This is a genomic window from Ornithinimicrobium sp. F0845, from assembly GCF_023015765.1.
Lineage (GTDB): Bacteria > Actinomycetota > Actinomycetes > Actinomycetales > Dermatophilaceae > Ornithinicoccus.
In genome coordinates this window covers 232,117-251,580 of record NZ_JALKAL010000007.1, presented here as the reverse complement: position 1 = coordinate 251,580, position 19,464 = coordinate 232,117, and the positions used below count along the sequence as shown (strand labels likewise).

The 19,464-nt window shown below is 72.4% G+C and carries 20 protein-coding genes; 10 read left to right on the top strand and 10 right to left on the bottom strand.

The window, feature by feature from the left end:
• Nucleotides 1-142: 142 nt before the first annotated feature.
• The 3 genes from moaA to MWU75_RS12360 all read right to left on the bottom strand — a co-directional run bounded on the left by moaA (nucleotide 143) and on the right by MWU75_RS12360 (nucleotide 2,942).
• The gene (gene moaA / locus MWU75_RS12370) at nucleotides 143-1,120 is read right to left on the bottom strand and encodes a GTP 3',8-cyclase MoaA (RefSeq protein ID WP_247091085.1); all 978 of its coding nucleotides are present in this window, start codon (nucleotides 1,118-1,120) and stop codon (nucleotides 143-145) included.
• A complete protein-coding gene (locus MWU75_RS12365; RefSeq protein ID WP_247091083.1) occupies nucleotides 1,120-1,638 on the bottom strand; it encodes a MogA/MoaB family molybdenum cofactor biosynthesis protein in 519 nt (172 codons plus the stop codon). The genes moaA and MWU75_RS12365 overlap by 1 nt, the downstream gene beginning before the upstream one ends.
• A 119-nt stretch (nucleotides 1,639-1,757) precedes the next feature.
• Nucleotides 1,758-2,942 (bottom strand): zinc-dependent alcohol dehydrogenase, encoded by a 1,185-nt coding sequence (locus MWU75_RS12360; RefSeq protein ID WP_247091081.1) that lies wholly within the window; start codon nucleotides 2,940-2,942, stop codon nucleotides 1,758-1,760.
• 64 nt (nucleotides 2,943-3,006) lie between these two features.
• Between MWU75_RS12360 and MWU75_RS12355 the strand changes: the two genes are divergently transcribed.
• Nucleotides 3,007-3,975 (top strand): SDR family NAD(P)-dependent oxidoreductase, encoded by a 969-nt coding sequence (locus MWU75_RS12355; protein ID WP_247091079.1) that lies wholly within the window; start codon nucleotides 3,007-3,009, stop codon nucleotides 3,973-3,975.
• On the opposite strand, the gene MWU75_RS12350 is transcribed toward MWU75_RS12355, so the two are convergent.
• The 3 genes from MWU75_RS12350 to MWU75_RS12340 are packed head-to-tail and all read right to left on the bottom strand — an operon-like array spanning nucleotide 3,953 to nucleotide 5,296.
• Nucleotides 3,953-4,333, bottom strand: coding sequence for a CrcB family protein (locus MWU75_RS12350; protein ID WP_247091077.1), 381 nt, complete (start codon nucleotides 4,331-4,333; stop codon nucleotides 3,953-3,955). The two genes, MWU75_RS12355 and MWU75_RS12350, sit on opposite strands and share 23 nt — an antisense overlap.
• Complete coding sequence (locus tag MWU75_RS12345; protein WP_247091075.1) at nucleotides 4,330-4,794, bottom strand: CrcB family protein; 465 nt, start codon at nucleotides 4,792-4,794, stop codon at nucleotides 4,330-4,332. Before MWU75_RS12345 ends, MWU75_RS12350 begins: the two co-directional genes overlap by 4 nt.
• The gene (locus MWU75_RS12340) at nucleotides 4,778-5,296 is read right to left on the bottom strand and encodes a universal stress protein (protein ID WP_247091073.1); all 519 of its coding nucleotides are present in this window, start codon (nucleotides 5,294-5,296) and stop codon (nucleotides 4,778-4,780) included. The genes MWU75_RS12345 and MWU75_RS12340 overlap by 17 nt, the downstream gene beginning before the upstream one ends.
• Nucleotides 5,297-5,477: 181 nt before the next feature.
• Here MWU75_RS12340 and MWU75_RS12335 point away from each other — a divergent pair, with 181 nt between their 5' ends.
• Nucleotides 5,478-5,984, top strand: a complete 507-nt coding sequence (locus MWU75_RS12335) for a nucleoside deaminase (protein WP_247091071.1) — start codon at nucleotides 5,478-5,480, stop codon at nucleotides 5,982-5,984.
• Between the two features lie 371 nt (nucleotides 5,985-6,355).
• Here the strand turns inward: MWU75_RS12335 and MWU75_RS12330 are convergent, their stop codons facing one another.
• The gene (locus tag MWU75_RS12330) at nucleotides 6,356-6,736 is read right to left on the bottom strand and encodes a DUF1304 domain-containing protein (RefSeq protein ID WP_247091069.1); all 381 of its coding nucleotides are present in this window, start codon (nucleotides 6,734-6,736) and stop codon (nucleotides 6,356-6,358) included.
• A gap of 84 nt (nucleotides 6,737-6,820) precedes the next feature.
• Here MWU75_RS12330 and MWU75_RS12325 point away from each other — a divergent pair, with 84 nt between their 5' ends.
• Nucleotides 6,821-7,516 (top strand): M50 family metallopeptidase, encoded by a 696-nt coding sequence (locus MWU75_RS12325; RefSeq protein WP_247091067.1) that lies wholly within the window; start codon nucleotides 6,821-6,823, stop codon nucleotides 7,514-7,516.
• A 203-nt stretch (nucleotides 7,517-7,719) separates the two neighbouring features.
• Nucleotides 7,720-8,718: a GNAT family N-acetyltransferase gene (locus tag MWU75_RS12320; protein WP_247091065.1), complete on the top strand. Its 999-nt coding sequence runs from the start codon at nucleotides 7,720-7,722 to the stop codon at nucleotides 8,716-8,718.
• 103 nt (nucleotides 8,719-8,821) lie between these two features.
• Here MWU75_RS12320 and ilvA read toward each other — a convergent pair whose 3' ends face one another.
• Complete coding sequence (gene ilvA / locus MWU75_RS12315) at nucleotides 8,822-10,108, bottom strand: threonine ammonia-lyase IlvA (RefSeq protein WP_247091063.1); 1,287 nt, start codon at nucleotides 10,106-10,108, stop codon at nucleotides 8,822-8,824.
• Nucleotides 10,109-10,265: 157 nt separating this feature from the next.
• On the opposite strand from ilvA, the gene MWU75_RS12310 reads away from it, so the two are divergent.
• From MWU75_RS12310 to MWU75_RS12300, 3 genes are read left to right on the top strand one after another with little or no spacing between them, the layout of a single operon-like run.
• A complete protein-coding gene (locus tag MWU75_RS12310; RefSeq protein ID WP_247091061.1) occupies nucleotides 10,266-10,622 on the top strand; it encodes a VOC family protein in 357 nt (118 codons plus the stop codon).
• Nucleotides 10,623-10,670: 48 nt separating this feature from the next.
• A complete protein-coding gene (locus tag MWU75_RS12305; protein ID WP_247091059.1) occupies nucleotides 10,671-11,255 on the top strand; it encodes a MarR family transcriptional regulator in 585 nt (194 codons plus the stop codon).
• Complete coding sequence (locus MWU75_RS12300; protein ID WP_247091058.1) at nucleotides 11,252-12,526, top strand: MFS transporter; 1,275 nt, start codon at nucleotides 11,252-11,254, stop codon at nucleotides 12,524-12,526. The genes MWU75_RS12305 and MWU75_RS12300 overlap by 4 nt, the downstream gene beginning before the upstream one ends.
• 116 nt (nucleotides 12,527-12,642) lie before the next feature.
• Here MWU75_RS12300 and MWU75_RS20335 read toward each other — a convergent pair whose 3' ends face one another.
• Together MWU75_RS20335 and MWU75_RS12290 are read right to left on the bottom strand one after the other, a co-directional pair.
• Nucleotides 12,643-13,380 (bottom strand): CPBP family intramembrane glutamic endopeptidase, encoded by a 738-nt coding sequence (locus MWU75_RS20335; protein WP_247091056.1) that lies wholly within the window; start codon nucleotides 13,378-13,380, stop codon nucleotides 12,643-12,645.
• The gene (locus MWU75_RS12290; RefSeq protein ID WP_247091054.1) at nucleotides 13,377-14,396 is read right to left on the bottom strand and encodes an ATP-dependent 6-phosphofructokinase; all 1,020 of its coding nucleotides are present in this window, start codon (nucleotides 14,394-14,396) and stop codon (nucleotides 13,377-13,379) included. The genes MWU75_RS20335 and MWU75_RS12290 overlap by 4 nt, the downstream gene beginning before the upstream one ends.
• A 103-nt stretch (nucleotides 14,397-14,499) precedes the next feature.
• On the opposite strand from MWU75_RS12290, the gene MWU75_RS12285 reads away from it, so the two are divergent.
• From MWU75_RS12285 to MWU75_RS12275, 3 genes are all read left to right on the top strand, one after another.
• A complete protein-coding gene (locus MWU75_RS12285; protein ID WP_247091052.1) occupies nucleotides 14,500-15,006 on the top strand; it encodes a glutathione peroxidase in 507 nt (168 codons plus the stop codon).
• 40 nt (nucleotides 15,007-15,046) lie between these two features.
• Nucleotides 15,047-15,856 carry an MOSC domain-containing protein gene (locus MWU75_RS12280; RefSeq protein ID WP_247091050.1) on the top strand — a complete coding sequence of 270 codons (810 nt, stop codon included), beginning with the start codon at nucleotides 15,047-15,049 and terminating at the stop codon, nucleotides 15,854-15,856.
• A 174-nt stretch (nucleotides 15,857-16,030) separates the two neighbouring features.
• Nucleotides 16,031-19,399 (top strand): S8 family serine peptidase, encoded by a 3,369-nt coding sequence (locus tag MWU75_RS12275; protein ID WP_247091048.1) that lies wholly within the window; start codon nucleotides 16,031-16,033, stop codon nucleotides 19,397-19,399.
• Nucleotides 19,400-19,464: the final 65 nt, after the last annotated feature.

The window sequence follows — 19,464 nt, the reverse complement described above, 5'->3', positions numbered from 1 at the left end:
CTGAGCAGAATAACGAAGTTCACGAAAAGTTAACAGAGCGGCGCTCACGCCCTGCCGCCAACGGTGCTCACGCCCTGTCACCGACGGCCCTCACGCTCTGCCGCCGGACGCCCTCGCGCTCTGACGCGGGCGGCTCTCGCCCTCAGCCGCCGATGGCGCTCATCGGCCGGCCGGGCTGCAGGAAGCCCGGCTCGTTGATGCCGTGTCCGGGCAGCTTGGCGGTGATGCAGGCACGGACGAGATCCGCCAGCTCCTCGTCGCTGGCGCCCTCGCGCAGGGGTGTGCGCAGGTCGGTCTCGGTGCGGGCGAACAGGCAGTTGCGGACCTGGCCGTCGGCGGTGAGCCGCACCCGGTCGCAGGCGCCGCAGAACGGGGCGGTCACCGACGCGATCACTCCGACCGTCGCGGGGCCGCCGTCCACCAGGAAGCGCTCGGCGGGCGCGCTGCCACGCTGGTCGACCGGCGTCAGCTCGTAGTGCTCCCGCAGCCGGGTCAGCACCTCCTCGCCGGTGACCATGTTGTCCCGCCGCCAGGTGTGCCCGGCGTCCAGCGGCATCTGCTCGATGAAGCGCAGCTGGTAGCCGTGCTCCAGCGCGAAGGCCAGCAGCCGCGGCGACTCGTGGTCGTTGATGTCGCGCATCAGGACGGTGTTCAGCTTCAGCGGCGCCAGTCCCGCCGCATCAGCGGCGGCGATGCCGGCGAGGGTGTCGTCGAGCCGGTCCCGCCGGGCCAGCTCCCTGAAGGTGTCGCGGTCGAGGGTGTCGAGGCTGATGTTGACGCGGGTCAGGCCGGCCTCCACGAGGGCGGGAGCGAGCTTGTCCAGGCCCAGCGCGTTGGTGGTCATCGACACCTCGACGCCCAGCGCGGCGATACCGGCTACCACGTCGACCAGGTCGCGCCGCAGCAGCGGCTCGCCGCCGGTCAGCCGGACCTCCTCGATGCCGAGGTCGACCGCGATCCGGGCCAGGTGGATGAGCTCCTCGGTCGTCAGCAGCGTCGGCTTGGCCAGCCACGGCAGCCCCTGCTCGGGCATGCAGTAGGTGCAGCGCAGCGAGCACCGGTCGGTCAGCGAGATGCGCAGGTCCCGGTGGACCCGGCCGTAGGTGTCCAGGAGGGCCATCAGTGATCCCACCCGACGACCTGCGACAGGATGTGCGGCAGCAGCGGCACGAGCGCGTCCATCGACTGCTCGACCCCCGAGAGGCTGCCCGGCAGGTTGACCAGGAGGGTCCCGGTCTCCTCGGGCGTCCTCGCGTCGGCGACGCCGACGACTCCCCGGGTGAGGCAGGCCAGGGGAGTATGGCGTGCGCCCTCACTCCGCAGGTGCTCGGCAACCCCGGTCAGCTCCCGGGTGACGAGGGTGCGGGTGGCCTCCGGTGTGAAGTCGCGCGGCGAGACCCCCGTGCCCCCGGTGGTCGCGACGAGCCCGAACCCCTCGGCGATGCCCACCCGGAGCGCCTCGGCCACCGGCTCCACACCGTCGGTCACCAGGCGGGGGCCCGTCGTCTCGTAGCCAGCCTCGGTGAACAGCTCGGCCAGGCGCGGCCCCGAGCGGTCCTCCCGGGCACCGTTTGACGCACGGTCCGAGACGGTGATCACCAGAACTCGGGTGTCGGGCGCGCCTGCGGTGTTGCTCATGCTCCCCACTCTAGGCAGTCCCGCCGCGAAAGGGACATGGGGCTGCGCGAGAGGGGTGCACGGGCGAGACCGGGCGCCGGCGGCAGCGGCCGAAAGGTGTCGTCGCGCGTCACGTCACCTCACGGCTGCAGGACGACCTTGACGCACCCGTCGGTCTTGTCCCGGAACATCCGGTAGGCCTCCGGCGCCTCCTCCAGCGGCACGCGGTGGGTGGCCAGCGTCTCCACTCCCAGGACGTCGTCGGCGCCGGACAGGAGCTGGTGCAGCTCCGGGGTCCACCGCCGCACGTGGCACTGGCCCATCCGCAGCTGCACCCCCTTGTCGAAGAGCTGCATCATCGGCATCGGGTCGGCCATCCCGCCGTAGACGCCGGAGAGCGAGACCGTGCCGCCCCGGCGCACCGCGTCGATGCTCGTGTGGAGGACCTCGAGCCGGTCGATGCCGACGGTCTCGATCCCCTTGCGGGCCAACGGCTTGGGTGACCTGGCCACCACGTTGATGACCGCCTCGGCCACCGGGTTGCCGTGCGCCTCCATCCCCACCGCGTCCAGCACACTGTCTGGTCCACGGCCGTCAGTGAGGTCGCGCAGCGCCTCGGCGACGTCGTCGACGGAGCGGCGGTCGACCACCTCCGCCCCGTACGCCGCCGCGAGGCCCAACCGCTCGTCCACCAGGTCCACCCCGATCACCCGCTCGATCCCCTGGTGCCTGGCGACCCGCACCGCGAGCTGCCCGACCGGCCCGAGACCGATGACCGCCAGGGTCCCGCCCTCCGGCACCGCGGCATACTCCACCCCCTGCCACGCGGTGGGCAGGATGTCGGACAGGTACAGGTACCGCTCGTCGGGGTGGACGTCGTCAAGCCAGACCGGGCCGAAGTCGGCGTGCGGGACCCGGACGAACTCGGCCTGGCCTCCCGGGACCGAGCCGTAGAGCGAGGTGTAGCCGAACAGCGCCGCCCCGGAGCCCTGCTCGCGCACCTGGGTCGTCTCGCACTGGGCGAACAGCCCGCGGCTGCACATCCAGCAGGTCCCGCAGGAGATGTTGAACGGCACGACGACCCGATCGCCCACCTGGAGCCGCCCGACCTCCGGCCCGACCTCCTCGACGATGCCCATGAACTCGTGACCCAGCACGTCGCCGGGGCGCAGGTAGGGTGCGAGGACGTCATACAGGTGCAGGTCGGAGCCGCAGATCGCGGTCGAGGTGACCCTCACGACCGCGTCGGTTGGTTGCTCGATCGCAGGATCGGGGACGTCCTTGACCTCCACGTCGCCGAGTCCCTGCCAGGTCAGTGCTCTCATCATTCGACGGTAGGGCCCACCGGATCGGGGTGCGAGCGCAGGACGTGGGTCCTAGCGTCGGAGGATGGATGCACCAGTGGCGGTCGTGGCAGGAGGGTCGCGGGGACTCGGTCTCCTGATCGCCCGGGAGCTGCTCGACCGTGGGCACCACGTGACGATCTGTGCTCGCACGCGCACCGACCTGGACCGTGCCGTCGGTCTCCTCTCGGCGCACGGGCCGGTGGACTCGGCCGTCTGCGACGTGCGTGACCCCGAGCAGGTGGCCGGGCTGATCGCCGGGGTCGAGGAGCGGCACGGCCCGGTCGAGGTGCTGGTCACCGTCGCGGGGGTCATCCAGGTGGGGCCGGTCGAGAGCATGACCGAGGAGCACTTCCGCGACGCCGTGGACACCATGCTGTGGGGGCCGGTCCGGCTGGCCCGCGCGGTGCTCCCGGGGATGCGGGAGCGGGGCCACGGCCGCATCGGCACGGTCACCTCCGTCGGCGGCGTGATCTCTCCGCCGCACCTGGTGCCCTACAGCGTCGCCAAGTTCGGGGCGGTGGGCTTCTCCGAGGGGTTGGCGGCCGAGCTTGCCGGCACCGGCGTCACCTCGACGACGATCGTCCCCGGGCTGATGCGGACGGGGTCCCACGAAAGAGCCCGGTTCACCGGCAACCAGGGCGCCGAGTACGCCTGGTTCGGCCCGGCCGCCTCACTGCCCCCGCTCACCATGTCGGCCGAGCGGGCCGCCCGCATCATGGTCGACGGGGTGCTCGCCGGGCGGCCCCGGGTCGAGCTGACACCGCTCACGCGCGTGGCCGGCCGCGTGCACGGTCTGGCGCCGGCCACCACCGTGCGGCTGCTCGGGGTGGTCAACCGGTTGCTGCCCTCGCCCTCGGGCGATGCGGACGACGAGCAGGACCGTGCCGGGCGTCAGGCCCGCCGGGAGCTGGGTCGACCCGCTGCCGTCGCCGTCCGGACGCTGACCGGGTTGGGGTCCAGGGCTGCGCGGCGCTACAACCAGCGGGGGATCAGCCCAGCACCCGACCGGTGAGCACGCCGGCCGTGGCGGCGCTGAGGCAGAGCAGCAGGTTTCCGGCCGCGGCCAGCCCGGCGGCCCGCCAGGCTCCCTCCCGGACGAGCCGGAGGGTCTCCACGGTGGCGGTCGAGAACGTGGTGTAGCCCCCGCAGAAGCCGGTAGCACCGACGGCATAGACCTGCTGCCACCCGGGTCCCAGGGTCACCGCCAGCAGCCCGATCAGGAACGAGCCGGAGACGTTGACGAGCAGCGTGGCCAGCGGGAAGCGACCTGTCCACCGCCGGTTCACCAGGTCGTCGACCAGATAGCGGGCCGCCGCGCCGACTCCTCCGAGCAGGGCCAGGAGCAGGACGGTCGTCGCCGGGAGGCTCACGGTGCCTCCCCGAGCCCGCGCGCCCCAGGCCGGCGCATCCCACGACCGGGTCCCCGCGCACCCAGGGCGACCCCGGCGGCACAGGCCAGCAGCCCGGCGCACACCGTGCCGAGCCCGTAGAGGACGGCCGCGGCGATCTCGGCCGTCTCGAGCAGCTGGTGCAGCTCGAGGGCCAGGGCGGAGTATGTCGTGAACCCGCCCAGCAGGCCCGTCCCGAGAGCGAGCCGGGCCAGTCTGCGGCGCGGGGTCTCGGGCCCGGCGCTGGCGAGCCGCTCCAGGAGCAGCCCCAGCAGGAAGGCGCCGGTGACGTTGACGGCCAGGGTGGCCCACGGCGCGTGGTGACCGGCCCCCAGGAGCAGGCTCACGGCATACCGTCCGCTGGTGCCCAGCGCACCACCGAGGGCGACGGCCAGGATCAGCAGGGGCGTGGGCCGCGCCCGCGTGTCAGTCGTCCCGGGCACCCGGGATGACGAGCACGGGGCGATGCTGGGTGTGCACCAGATGGCCGGCGATCGACCCGCCGATGACCTCGTTCATCCACCCGCTGAAACCGGGGCGGCGGCCCCCGACGGCGATGACGTCGGCGTCCCACTCCTGGGCGACCTCGGTCAGCCCGGAGGCGATGTCCCCGACCGTGGACTCCAGCCGCCAGGGCACGTCCGAGCCGGCGAGTTGCTCGGCCAGGAAGCGGTGGACCCGCTCGTGCAGCGCCTCGCTGGCCCCGGCCGTCTGGTCGGGGTCCAGCGGCGTGATGAGGCGGGTGCCGTCGAGGCTCGCGCCGTAGATGACCTGCGTCGAGTCGACCCAGGCGCACACCAGACCGGCGGACATCGCGGCCGCCAGCCTGGCAGTCTCCTGCACGATGTGCGGGGCCTGGTCGGCGTCCACTCCGACGACGACGATCCGCTCCGGGCGCTGCGACGGCCAGTTCGAGGGGGCCGTCGGGGTGGGGCTGTCAGTCACGGGAACCTCCTGGGTGGCTACTCCCATCTTGTCGCGAATCGCCGGGGAACGCAGCACCTGACGGCGCGATTCGCCGCCTGTCTGGAGCAAGCGGCGCATCCGGCCGGGGGAATCACGCCGTTCCGCCGCCGTCGGGTTAATCGGGCCGCCATCCACCGCGCCGGACGCTACCGTTGGCGGGATGAGCACCTCGCCCGCGGACCAGCCCGGAGCCCACGACGAGCACGGCCGCTTCCTGCAGCAGGCCGTCGACCTCGCCGGCCGGGGCGTCGCAGCCGGCGACGGTGGGCCGTTCGGCGCGCTGGTCGTGCTGGACGGCGAGGTGATCGGCGAGGGGTGGAACCGGGTCCTGAGCAGCAACGACCCCACCGCCCACGCGGAGGTCGTCGCGATCCGCGCGGCCTGCCAGCGTCTGGGCACCTTCCAGCTGACCGGTGCCCTGGTCTACGCCTCGTGCGAGCCGTGCCCGATGTGCCTCGGTGCGGTCTACTGGGCGCGGCCGGCGGCCCTCTACTACGCCTCGACCCGGCACGACGCCGCGCGCGCCGACTTCAGCGACGCCGTGATCTACGACGAGATCGGTCTCGACCCTGCCGAGCGGTCCATCCCGTTCCGGCGGCTCGACGTCCCCAAGGCCGACGAGGTCTTCCAGGAGTGGCTGGACAAGGCCGACCGCACGGCCTACTGAGTTGGCGGTCCTGCCCCGCCGTCCTCGCTCCCTCGCGCGCTCATCGCCTTCGTCCGCGCTCCACCACAATCCCCTGCTCCCCGCGTGCCGCTATCCCCTGCCCCTGGCGTGCCGCTATCCCACGCCGCCGGCGTGCCGCTATCTCCGGCCCCCGGCGTGCCGCTATCCCCCGCCTCTGGCTGTGATGAGTGGTTTTGGTCGCGTGTTCTTGGTCGCATGCGACAAGAACTGCGCGACCTTTTGTGCCGGACATTGTGCGGTGCCTCTCGGCGGGCCGATCCTGGCCTCTCCGTCATCGACGGCAAGCCCGCGCTGTAACGGTGCCTCTCCGCGCACCGATCCTGGCGGGACGGGAACGCCCGTGGTGAGGCTCAGACCACGAGGAAGAGCAGGAACCCGATCAGCGGCAGCGTCCCCTGGGTCAGCGCTGCCACCAGATAGGACCTCCCCGTCGACAGCAGCACCGCCGCGGCCGCGACCATGCAGCCGGTGGTGAACAGCACCAGCGTCCGCCCCGCCGTCTCCGACCCGGTGAGGAAGAGCGCCACCCCCGCCGCGGCGCCCAGGCCGAGGAACAGGTTGTAGAAGCCCTGGTTGTAGGCCATCGGCCGGATCGTCTCTGCCGTCTCCTGCTCACGGATCCCGAACCTGCGCCAGACCGCGGGCCGCGTCCACGCCAGGCTCTCCATCCAGAAGATGTAGCCGTGCAGCAGGGCCGCGAGCCCGACGACAAGGCTCGCCACGATCGTCACCCGAGCAGCGTAGACCCGCGGGCGGACGACCGGGCGGGCTGCGACACCCAGCCTGCGCCCGAGAAGGCGTGGTTCACTCACAGCGTGCACGAGATCTGGGACGCTGCGACGTCCACCCAGCCGAGCCCCGGGACCACGGGCGCCCTCGTGCTGGCCGCGGTCGCGGTCCTGGTCACCTGGACGCCGACCGGCTACCGCGTCGTGCGGCACGGCGTGACGATCGTCCACGAGGCCGGACACGCGACCCTGGCAGTGCTCACCGGCCGACAGCTGCGCGGCATCAAGCTGCACGCCGACACCTCGGGGGTGACGGTCAGCCGGGGGCGGCCGCGCGGGCCCGGGATGGTCGCTACGGTCGCGGCCGGCTACCCGGCACCGGCCGTCCTCGGGCTCGCCGGAGCGCTGGTCCTGGAGCGGGAGTATGCCGTGGCGCTCCTCTGGGCGCTCGTCCTCCTGTGTGTGCTGATGCTGGTCCAGATCCGCAACTTCTACGGACTGTGGGTGCTCCTCGTGGCCGGGGTGCTCGTGGGTGGCGCGACCTGGCTGCTGCCCCCGGAGACGGCCTCGTGGATCGCCTACCTCGTGGTCTGGATGTTGCTGCTCGCTGCCCCGAGATCCGTCGTCGAGCTACAGCGGCTGCGTCGCCGGGGCGCTGCGCGTGGCTCGGACGCGGACCAACTGGCCCACCTCACCGGGTTGCCAGCCCTCTTCTGGATCGGAGTGTTCTGGCTGGTGTGCGCCGTCTGCCTGGTGCTCGGCGGCTACCTCCTGCTCACCTGACGGGCTGGTGCGTCTGACGGGCTGGTGCGTCGTGCTGCGGGCGCCGGCCCCACGAAGACGTCGGGCGCTGCACGCTCACAGGCCCCACCGGGCGCGCGGGGTGGACCCTCACAGCTCCACGGGCGCACGGCATACTGCCCGGTTGTGATGACGGTCACAAAAACCAGTGGCGCTCGCCCACCCCAGGGGAGGACCGTGAACGCATGGACATCACGCGCGTGACGGTCGACGACAGGGCAGCTGTCGAGGAGGTGGTGCACCTCGGTGAGGCCGTCGACAAGGTCGACTCCCCGTGGGGGCACCCGGAGACCGTCGCCTCCGTCACCGGCTGGCTCGTGCACGGGTGGGACGGCGACCCGCCCGAGCTGTTCGCCCTGCGGTCTGGAGGACGGCTGGTCGCCGCCGGCGAGGTCGGGTACAGCAGCTACGACAACCCGGACCTGGCGTGGCTCTCGGTGCGCGTGCACCCCGACCACCGGCGCCAGGGTCACGGCACGCGCCTGTTCGCGGCGCTCTCGGACCGGGCGGCGGAGCTGGGGCGCACGAGCTTCGGCATGGGCGGCTGGGAGTCCGCGGCCACCCGGGGCTTCGCAGAGCGGGTCGGCTACCGGTTCGTGCTCAGTGAGATCAATCGCCGGCTGGACGTGGACGACGTGCCGGACGGTTTCGCCGACCTGGTGGCCCGGAGTCGTCGCGAGGAGGCGGGCGCCTACGAGTTCCTCACGATGACCGGACCCGTGCCGGACGAGCTCGCCGAGCCGATGACCGTGCTGTGGGCCGCGATCAACGACGCCCCGCTGGACGACCTGCAGATGGAGCCGGAGGTGTTCCCGATCGAGCGGATCCGGGCCTACGAGCACTCGCAGGCCGGCCGTGGGCGACGGCTGCACCGGGTGGTCGCCCGGCACCGGGAGACCGGGGAGCTGGCCGGCCACACGATCGTTGCCGTCGAGGCGGAGCGGCCGCACTTCGGGGACCAGCACGACACCTCGGTCGTGCGGGCGCACCGCGGCCACCGGCTCGGGATCGTGCTCAAGGGGCTGCTGCTGGAGTACCTGCGCGAGGTCGAGCCCCAGGTCCGCTCATATGACACGTGGAACGCCGAGTCCAACTCCTACATGATCGCCGTCAACGACGCGATGGGCTTCCGGGTGATGGGCCGCGCGCTGAACTTCCAGAACAGGGGGCCGGGCGGCAGCTGAGGACCGCCGATCCAACGTCGGTGGCGCGCGCGTCCCGCCTATGCACGGCTCTGCCCGGAGAACCGTGCATAGGCCGAGGCGCTCGCGAGCGGCGTCCGGCCCCTTAGAGAATGAACCGGAACAGCGGGCTGTCCGGCGGGATGGGTTCGACCTCGATCGGACTCCTGGCCATCCGGTCCAGCAGCGGCCGCAGGTCGTCCCGCGAGCCGAGCTCGATGCCGACCAGGGCGGGCCCGGTCTCACGGTTGTTGCGCTTGGTGTACTCGAACAGGGCGATGTCGTCGTCGGGTCCCAGGACGTCACGCAGGAACCCGCGCAGGGCTCCCGGCTCCTGCGGGAAGTCGACGAGGAAGTAGTGCTTGCGCCCCTCGTGGACCAGGGCCCGCTCGACCACCTCGGCGTAGCGCAGCACGTCGTTGTTGCCACCGGAGACCACCACGACGACCGTCTGGTCAGGCAGTATGCCGAGGCTCGGCAGCGCCGCCGCGGCCAGGGCGCCTGCGGGCTCGGTGATGATCCCCTCGGTCTGGTACATCGCCAGCATCTCCTGGCAGACCGCGCCCTCCGGGACCGAGACCAGCTCGGCGTTGCCGTCGCGCACGATCGGGAAGGTGTGGTCGCCGACGCGGCGCACCGCGGCCCCGTCGACGAACGGGTCGATGTCCTCGAGGGTGACCGGAGAGCCCGCGACCAGCGCCGCGGCCATCGAGGCCGCACCGGCGGGTTCGACCCCGACGACGCGGGCGTAGGGATACTGCTCACGGAGCCAGGCCAGGCTCCCGGCCAGCAGCCCACCGCCGCCGACGGGCACCACCAGCACGTCCGGGGCGTGCCCGATGACGCCGACGATCTCGCGGGTGACCGTGCCCTGGCCGGCGATCGTCATCGGGTGGTCGAAGGCGGGCACCAGCGTCGCCCCGGTCTGCTCCGCGTCCTCGGCCGCGGCCGCCGCGGCGGCGTCGTAGGTCGAGCCGCTGACGACGATCTCGACGAAGTCGCCGCCGATGGCGGCCACCCGGTCGCGCTTCTGCCGGGGGGTGGTGCGGGGCAGGAAGATGCGGGCAGGCACCTCCAGGGTCGAGCAGGCGAAGGCGACACCCTGGGCGTGGTTGCCGGCGCTGGCACACACCACGCCGCTGTCGCGCTGTCCCGGTGCGAGCTGGGAGATCAGGTTGATGGCCCCGCGGTTCTTGTAGGAGCGGACCGGCTGCAGGTCCTCCCGTTTGAGCAGCACCTTGGCACCGGTGGCCTCGGACAGCCGCCGGCTCCGCGTGAGGGGCGTGATGCTGACCAGCCCCTGGAGCCGCTCCGCGGCCGCGTCGACATCGGCTGCGCTCACCGTCGCACGGGAGGCGGACGGCGTGGGCGCGTCACCCTGTGCTGGAGGCATGCCGAGACACTATCGCGGCCCAGTGACCGCCCGGGACGAGACCGAGGGCCGGCTGGTGGCCGGCGGCGGCCGGCCGGAGGGGGCGCGGAGGGGTTTCTCAGGGGTGGGCTAGCGTCGCGGATGCTGATCGTCCTGGTTGCGTCCTAGCGTCGTGGCCATGGCTATCGCAACCTTCCCCAGCGTGGTGATCGACTGCCCCGACCCCACGGTCCTGGCCGAGTTCTACGGCACGATGCTCGACTGGAAGATCGAGTCCGACGACGGGTGGGCCGACATCCGGGCACCCTACGGTGCGTGCATCTCCTTCCAGAAGGTCGCGGACTACTCCCCGCCGGTCTGGCCCGCTCAGGACGTGCCGCAGCAGATGCACCTGGACGTCATGGTCGACAACCTCGACGAGGGAGAGGCCGCGGTCGTGGGACTCGGTGCATCCAAGGCCGAGCACCAGCCCGGCGAGACGTTCCGGGTGTTCCTCGACCCGGCCGGGCATCCCTTCTGTCTCTGCATCCAGTAGGCGGGATCGCTGGCGGCGACAACCCATAAGGGCTGTTACATTAGTGCTGTGACAAATCTCCACGACGCGCCACATACTGGCCCCGACCCGACGACCGACGGCTACTGGCGACCGCTCCGTCAGCTCCAGCAGCAGATGGAGGAGGGCATCGCCGCGCTCTACGACCAGCGCGGCATCGAGGGGGTGCGTCCCCGGTTCGCCTACCCCCTCATCCGGCTGGCACACACCGGGCCGCTCACCATCAAGGAGCTGGCCGAGAGCCTGGAGCTGACGCACTCCGCCGTCAGCCAGACTGTGTCTGCGCTGCGCGCCCAGGGACTGGTCGACACCGCGCCAGGACCGGACGCCCGCACCCGGGTGGTGGGCCTGACCGAGAGCGGGCGGGAGCTCGTGCCGTTCCTGGAGGCGGAGTGGCGAGCCACCGAGGCGGCCGCCGCCGAGCTCGACGCAGCCCTGCCGGTCTCGCTCGTGGAGTTCACCGACGCCCTGCGGGAGCACCTCGCGGACCGACCCTTCCTGGACCGAATCCTGGACCACCTGCCCGATGCCGACCACGTGCCCGACAAGGACCACCGGCCCGACACGGACCACCTGCACGACACGGTCCACCTGCCCGACACCGACCACCCGTGAGCCTCGCCCGAGGCCTGGTCGACCTGCGACCGCTGCGCACGAGCGCCCCGTTCGCGCGGCTCTGGGCCGGCACGTCGCTGTCCGCCATCGGCGCCCAGATCACGACGGTCGCGGTCCTCTACCAGGTCTGGGAGATGACCCACAGCCCCCTCTGGACCGGCGCGATCGGCCTGGCGCACGCCATCCCGATGATCGTCTGCGGGTTGTGGGGCGGCACCCTCGCTGACACCATGGACCGCCGCACCCTGGTCCGCTGGACCACGACCGGGCAGATCGTCGCCGTGCTCGGGCTGGCGGGCCAGGCGCTCGCCGGCGTCGAGTCGCTGCCCCTGCTCCTCGGACTGGTGGCCGTGGTCGCCGGGTGCGGAGCCCTCGGCGCGCCGGCCCGGCGCACGTTCCCGACCCGGCTGCTGCCACGCGACCAGGTCGCCGCGGGCATCGCCCTGCAGTTGATGTCCTTCCACGTCGCGATGCTCGTCGGTCCCGCCCTGGGCGGCCTCCTCATCGCCGAGTGGGGCCTGGCCGTCTGCTACCTGGTCGACGCCGTCGCGGTCTGCGCCGGACTCGTCGGCGTCCTGGGGCTCCCGCCGCTGCCGCCGCTCGGGGATACCGGCCCGGCGCGGGGACTGCGGGCCATCGCCGACGGGCTGACGCTCATCCGGCGCCGTCCCGTGCTGCACGGGTCCTGCCTGACCGATCTGATCGCGACCGTCCTGGCGATGCCGATCTCGCTGTTCCCGATGATCAACGAGATCCGCTTCGGCGGCGACCCGCGGACGCTCGGCTGGTTCCTCTCCGCGGTCGCGGTGGGCGGGGTGACGGCGAGCCTGCTCTCGGGCTACACCACGCGCGCCCGTCGGCTGGGTGCGGTGCAGCTGGGGGCCGCGACAGTATGGGGTGTGGGCCTGACCGGCTTCGGTCTCGCCGGACCGCTGTGGCTGGCGCTGGCGTGCCTCGCCCTGGCGGGGGCGGCCGACACCGTGTCGGTCACCTCCCGTGGCGCGACCATCCAGCTCGCCACCCCCGACAGCCACCTCGGCCGGGTCTCCTCGGTCGAGCACGTCATCGGCGTCGCGGGCCCCAACCTGGGCAACTTCCGCGGCGGTGTCGTCGCCGGCCTGACCTCCGCCCCCGTGGCGCTGGCGTCCGGCGGAATCCTGTGCGTGGTCGGCGTCCTCGCGGTGGCGGCGACCAACCGTCCGCTGCGCCGCTTCACGCTCGCCGACGGCGAGCTGGTCGCCTCCGGAGCCGGGGCGGACGGGGACCGGTAGCGGGACGGAGCGGGTGACTGGCCGCAGGTCAGTCCGGACTGCACAGGGACCGCAGGGTCTGTCGACGCGGGCGCCTGTTGACCACGACGGCGGTGCCCGTTGACCACTTCGAGCACCTAATGCCGACGGCGCCGACCCACGTGCCGCCCGAGCACAGTGGCCAGGGCGTTCGCGGTCAGGTGCATCATGGCCGGGGCGGCCAGGTGGCCACCCGCCCTGCGGGCGGCACCGAGCACGAGACCGGCTGCCGTCGTGGCCGCCACGATGCCGCGCACGCTCCCGGTGGCCCGGTCACCCTCCTCGTGCGCCGCCACGAAGTCACCCGCGGAGACGACGTGCCACGCCCCGAAGGCCAGCGCCGGCACGACCACCGAGGCGGTCACGGAGCGGGCCCGGGGGTCGAGAAGGCCGGGCAGCACACCGCGGAAGGCGACCTCCTCGAGGACCACCGTGCCGAACGGGATGAAGACCCCCACGTGCAGCAGCGTCGCCGGCCAGGTCGCGTCGACCACCCGGTCGTCGTCGAGGAGCTCCCGCCCGGTCTCGGTGGAGGCGGCCGCGGCCATCAGCGCGCCCACGGCCGCCGCCCCGGCCGACCCGACCGCCAGACCCCGCCGCAGGTCGTGTGGCTCGAGGCCGACCGCCCGCAGGTCGAGCCTGGCCCACCGGCCGCACCAGAGCAGCACCCCGGTGGCGCCGAGATTCCAGGCCATCGCAGCCGGCCGGCCCAGCCGCGGGGCCGCCACGAGGTTGGTGAGCGCGAGGGTCGCGACCACGCCGGCACCGGCCACCAGCCGGCGCCCAGCACCGGCCACCAGCTGGCGTGCTAAGGACTGCGGGGGCACGGGCCTCACCCGAACAGGATGGCGGCCTCGTCCCACCGGTGCTTCGGCACCGACTTCAGCTCGCTGGTGGCCTGGGCCAGCGCGACCGACACGATGTCGGTGCCCTTGAGCGCGACCATCGTGCCCCACTCCTTGCGGTGCACCGCGTCGATGGCGTGCGTCCCGAAGCGGGTGGCCAGCACCCGGTCGTAGGACGTGGGGACACCTCCGCGCTGCAGGTGACCCAGCGTCATACTGCGGGTCTCGATGCCGGTCAGCTCCTCGATCAGGGGAGAGAGCTGGTCAGCGATCCCGCCGAAGCGCGGGCGGCCCATGTGGTCCACGCCGTGCTTGGCCGAGACGTCCTCGCCGGCCAGGCGGAACCCCTCGGCGACCACGACGACCGGGGCGCGGCCGCGGTTGACGGTGGCCTGCACCCAGCCGGTCACCTGCTCCAGCGTCACCGGCACCTCGGGGATCAGGATGGCGTGCGCCCCGGAGGCGATGCCGGCGTTGAGCGCGATCCACCCGGCGTGCCGGCCCATCACCTCCACGACCATGCACCGGTGGTGCGACTCGGCGGTGGTCCGGAGCCGGTCGATGGACTCCGTGGCGATGGCGACCGCGGTCTCGAAACCGAAGGTGACGTCCGTGGCTGACAGGTCGTTGTCGATCGTCTTGGGCACGCCGACCACCGGCACGCCCTCCTCGTGCAGCATCCGCGCCACGGTCAACGTCCCCTCGCCGCCGATGGCCACGAAGGCATCCATCTCGTGCGCCTCCATGACCTCCTTGACGCGGTCGGCGCCGCCGTGCTCGAAGGGACCCATCCGGGAGGTGCCCAGGATGGTGCCGCCCTGCTTGGACAGGCCGCGGACCTGTTTGCGCGGGAGGGTGAAGATGTCGTCCTCGACGAGCCCGCGATAACCGTCGCGGATGCCGACGAAGGAGTGCTCATAGACCTTGTCGCCCTTGAGCACGATCCCGCGGATCACCGCGTTGAGCCCGGGGCAGTCGCCCCCACTGGTCAGGATGCCGATTTTCACGCAGCACAGTCTGTCGGGTCCGCGCCCCGGAGACCAATCCGCCGCCCCTCACCGGGGCCCGGCGACGTCGAGGCCCTGCCGCGGTCGTCGTATCGTGAAGGCCGTGAGCCTCCACGACATCCCGCTGACCACGCTCGACGGCCGCCCCACCACCCTGGGTGACTACGCCGGGCGCGCCCTCCTGCTCGTCAACGTCGCCTCCCGCTGTGGGATGACCCCGCAGTATGCCGGGCTGGAGCGTCTGCAGGAACGCTACGGCGAGCAGGGGCTCACCGTGGTCGGTTTCCCGTGCAACCAGTTCAACGGGCAGGAGCCGGGCACCAACGAGGAGATCGCCCAGTTCTGTGCCTCGACCTACGGCGTGACCTTCCCGATGATGGACAAGGTGGAGGTCAACGGCGAGGGCCGGCACCCGCTGTTCGACGAGCTGACGAGGGCCGAGGACGCCGAGGGCACGGCGGGCGACGTCGGGTGGAACTTCGAGAAGTGGGTGGTCGGGCCGGACGGCGACGTCGTGGCCCGTTTCCGCTCACGCGTCGAGCCGGAGTCGGCCGAGGTGGTCGCGGCGATCGAGGGCGCACTGCCCGGGCCGGCCGACGCGACCGCCTGAGCGGCAGAGCTGGACAGCCGCGACCGAGGAGGGAGAGCACGTGCGCATCACCGACCTGCGCATCTATCCGGTCAAGTCGCTCGCCGGCGACTCCGTGGACGAGGCCGTCGTGGAGCCCTGGGGGCTGGAGGGCGACCGCCGCTGGGGCCTGGTCGACGAGGCCGGCGAGAAGGTCACCGCCCGCGAGGTGCACGCCCTCCTCGGCCTGCGCGCCGAGCAGGTCGACGAGGACACGATCCGGATCCACGACGGCGCCGGGGACAGCATCCTGGTGGACACCCCGCTGGGGCTCGGACCGGTGCCGGTCAGCCACTCCCGGCAGGGGTTCGCGAACCCGGCCGACGAGGACGTCAACTGGTGGATCGCCGAGCGGGTGGGTCAGCCGCTCCGGCTGATTTGGCAGGAGGACCCGCAGGTCCGCCGGGTCTCCGGCGCGCACGGCGGGCTGGACGGGGACGTGCTCTCGCTCGCCGACGCCGGGCCCCTGCTGATGGTCTCCGAACGGTCGCTGGATCAGCTCCGTGAGTGGATCGGGCCGGCCTGGGCGGACGAGGACCCGGCCACGAGCATGATCCGGTTCCGCCCCAACGTGGTGATCGACGGCTCCGAACCGTTCGCCGAGGACCGCTGGCCGACCGTGCGGCTCGGCGACGTCGAGTTCCGCACCGCGGAGCCCTGCGACCGGTGCGTCATGACCCAGATCGACCCGTTCACCCTCACGACCGGCCGGGAGCCGATCGCCACCCTGGCCCGCCACCGCAAGTGGGACGGCAAGACCTGGCTCGGCACCCGCCTGGTGCCGCTGGGGGACGGGGTGCTGCGGGTGGGCGACGAGGTCGCGCCCGGCTGACAGACCGCAGATGTGCCGTCGTCGCCGACGACGGGCTCGCCCTCGTCCCCTCGGGGAGCCGTGCTGGGCTGGTGGCGTCTTTGCGCCAGGACGACTAGTCGCCGCCACCAACCTCTTTCGGACGGGGTGATCCGCTGTCAACGTGGGGCCGTTCGTCACCGTCGAGAGGCACCCATGCACACACCATCCCCGCGCCGGCGCACGCCGGTCGCACTGTCCCTGGCGCTCAGCTCAGCCCTGCTGGCGACCGCTGCCGTCACCCCGGCCCTGGCCACCAGCACACCCGGCGCCGACGCGGCGGGAGCCGGCACGTCCGCGGACATCGTCGGCGGCGGCGTCGTCGCCGAGGAGGCCCCCGGCTCGGTGGTCACGCTGATCACCGGAGACCAGGCCGTCGTCTCCTACGACGCCGACGGCCGGGCCTCGGCGTTCCTGCGCACCGACCAGGACTACCTGCGCCAGCGTGAGGGGGACGCCCTCTACCTGGTGCCGGTCTCCGCGCAGGCCGCGGTGCAGGCGGGCACGCTGGACCGCGAGCTGTTCAACGTCACCGGCCTCGTCGAGGCTGGCTACGACGACGCCAGCCGGGACGACATCCCCGTCATCGTCACCGGCGCGCTGCCCCGCAGTCGCGGCGTGCAGGTCGGGGCGGTCCTCGAGTCGATCGGCGCCACCGCCGTCAGCATCGACAAGGAGAGCCCCGACACGACCTTCGCCAGCCTCAGCCGGTCCCGCAGCGCGACGAGGATCTGGCTCGACGCCAAGGTCGACGTGACCGCAGACCTCGACCCGACCACGGGCGTCGGGCAGACCGGAGCGGACCGGGTGTGGGCCGACGGGCTGCTCGGCGAGGGGGTCACCGTCGCGGTGCTGGACACGGGCATCGACGCCGACCACCCCGACCTGACCGACCGGATCGTGGACGCCCAGGACTTCACCGGCGGGGACAACCCGAACGACACGAACGGCCACGGCACCCACGTCGCGTCCACGATCGCCGGGACCGGTGCCGAGTCCGACGGTGCGCGCGCGGGCATGGCCCCCGAGTCCGACCTGCTCGTCGGCAAGGTGCTGGGCACGTTCGGCGGCCAGGAGTCCTGGATCATCGAGGGGATGGAATGGGCGGTCGACTCCGGCGCGGACGTCGTCAACATGAGCCTCGGCCTCCAGCAGCCCAACGACTGCACCGACCCGATCGCCCAGGCCCTCGACTCGCTCGCGGACCAGTCGCTCTTCGTCGTCTCCGCCGGAAACCTCGGCGCGGACCAGACGGTCACCTCCCCCGGCTGCGCCGACGGTGCGCTCACCGTGGCCGCAGTCGACTCCGACTCCGAGACCGCCCGCTTCTCCAGCCGGGGCATGACCCCCGACCACCGGGTCAAGCCGGACATCGCCGCGCCCGGTGTCGCCATCACCGGTGCCGCCGCCGGTGGCGGCTACACCCAGATGAGCGGCACCTCGATGGCGGCCCCGCACGTGGCCGGCGCCGCCGCCCTGGTCCGCCAGGCACACCCCGACTGGAGCGTGCAGGAGCTGCGGGAGGCGCTGACCTCCTCGGTCAAGACCCGGGCCGAGGACGGCGTCCTTGCCCAGGGCTCCGGTGAGCTGTGGGTGCCCGGGGCCGTCGAGGCCCAGGTGCTCGCGAGCAGCAGCGTCACCCTCGGCGAGTTCGCCTGGCCGCACACCGGCCGGGAGAAGCTCACCGGTGAGATCACCTACACCAACCTGGGCACCGAGCCGGTCCGGCTCAAGCTGAGGGTCCGCGACCTCGCTGGCGCCGACGGTCGGTCGCTCCCGGGCAACACGGTGCGCCTGGACCGCTCGACGGTCCGCCTGGCGGCCGGGGAGAGCACCACCGTGCAGGTCACCGCCACCGACCGCGCGCAGGGCCTCAAGCCCTCGACGTTCGGCGGGGTCGGCGGGCGCGTGGTGGCCAGGGTCCAGCACGGCGGCGAGGTGACCAGCAGCTTCGGCTACTGGCTCGAGCCGAAGTCGGTGGACCTGACCCTCGACGTCCGCGACCACGACGGCGCTCCCGCCACCTCGGGCGTCATCACGGTCATCCAGACCGATGACGTCACCGCGCAGCAGGTCGCGCTGACCGGTGAGCCGGTGACCGTCCGCGTGCGCGCCGGTGCCTTGTCGGTCAACGGCTTCATCGCCGAGGCCGGCGAGGGCACGGCCCAGGACTACACCTACGCCGGGCGCCCCGAGATCGACGTGGTCAGGGACACCACGCTCGTCCTCGACGCGCGCGAGGCGGTTGAGGTCAGCGTCCGCACGGACCGTCCGACCGACGTCGCGGGGGCCACCATGTCCTACGGACAGATCTTCAAGGACTACTGGTACTCCGGCGCGGCCATCATGGCCGGCCCCGGCTCGCGCATCTTCGCGCTGCCCACGAAGCGGGCGCACGACACCGACTTCACCTTCGGCACCTACTGGAGCCTGAGCGAGGAGGGCGTGGAGACCAGCGCTTCCGACTACGTCTACAACCTGGCCTTCTACGAGGAGCACCGCGTCTCGCGGCACCAGACCCAGAGGGTTCGCGACGACCGGCTCGCCACGGTTGACGAGACGTGGCACGCCCAGCGTGACGACGTCCTGGCCTACGACTTCACCTGGACGGCGGACCCGATCACCGGTGATGCGGTCACGCCGGGCCGGGGTCTGCGGACGGTGGCCGCACCGCACGGGCGCACCGCCCTCTACACCCCCGGGATCCCGTGGACCCAGGCGACGGGCACCTCGCTGATCAACGCCACGATGATGCAGGACCCCCAGCGGGTCTACGAGGCGGGCCAGCGGCTGAGCACGGAGTGGAACAGGCTGCCCTCAAGGCTCGGGCTCTACTACCTGGCCGACGGGTCCCCGTCGCGGATCGGGGAGCGCCAGGGCAACCTGGTCGGCTTCGCCTTCGCGCCGTGGAAGGACAGCGTGCAGGGCCGCACGGGCATCAGCGGCTTCGGAGACCTCGGCAGCCTGCAGGTCTGGATCGACGGTGAGGAGCAGGAGGGCAGTGCCTGGGCCTCCGGCCAGTGGCAGGTGCCCGACCAGGCGCACCTGGACGTGCGCGTCAACCAGCTCACCCTCCCGAACGCCTGGAACCGGGCCTCCATCATCGGGACCAGCGCGTACACGACATACTCCTTCGACACCACCCGGCCCGAGGGTGACTCGATCGAGACGCTGCCGGTGCCCATCCCGACCTATGACGTGCCGGTCGACGAGCGCAACCTGGTCCCCGCGGAGGCAGGCACCGAGATCGCCCTCGGCTTCCGCTACCAGGAGGGCCAGGAGGAGATCCCGTTCGTCGAGGTCACGGCACAGGTCACGGGCGACGAGCTGCCGTGGATGGACTGGGCTGCCTTCCCCGGGCTGGACTGGCAGGACGTCGAGGTCGTCCAGCGCGACGGGGTGTGGACCCTGGTCGTGGACAACAGCACCTACGCCGGCCGCCTGCCCGCGCTGCACATCGTGGCGGTGGACGCCGACGGCAACCGCGTCGAGCAGTACCTCGGACACGCCTACGGGGTGCAGTGAGATCGCTGGTCTGACCACCGCGCCGGCGCGGCCCCGCCGCGGGGCCGCGCCGGTCGGCATCCTGG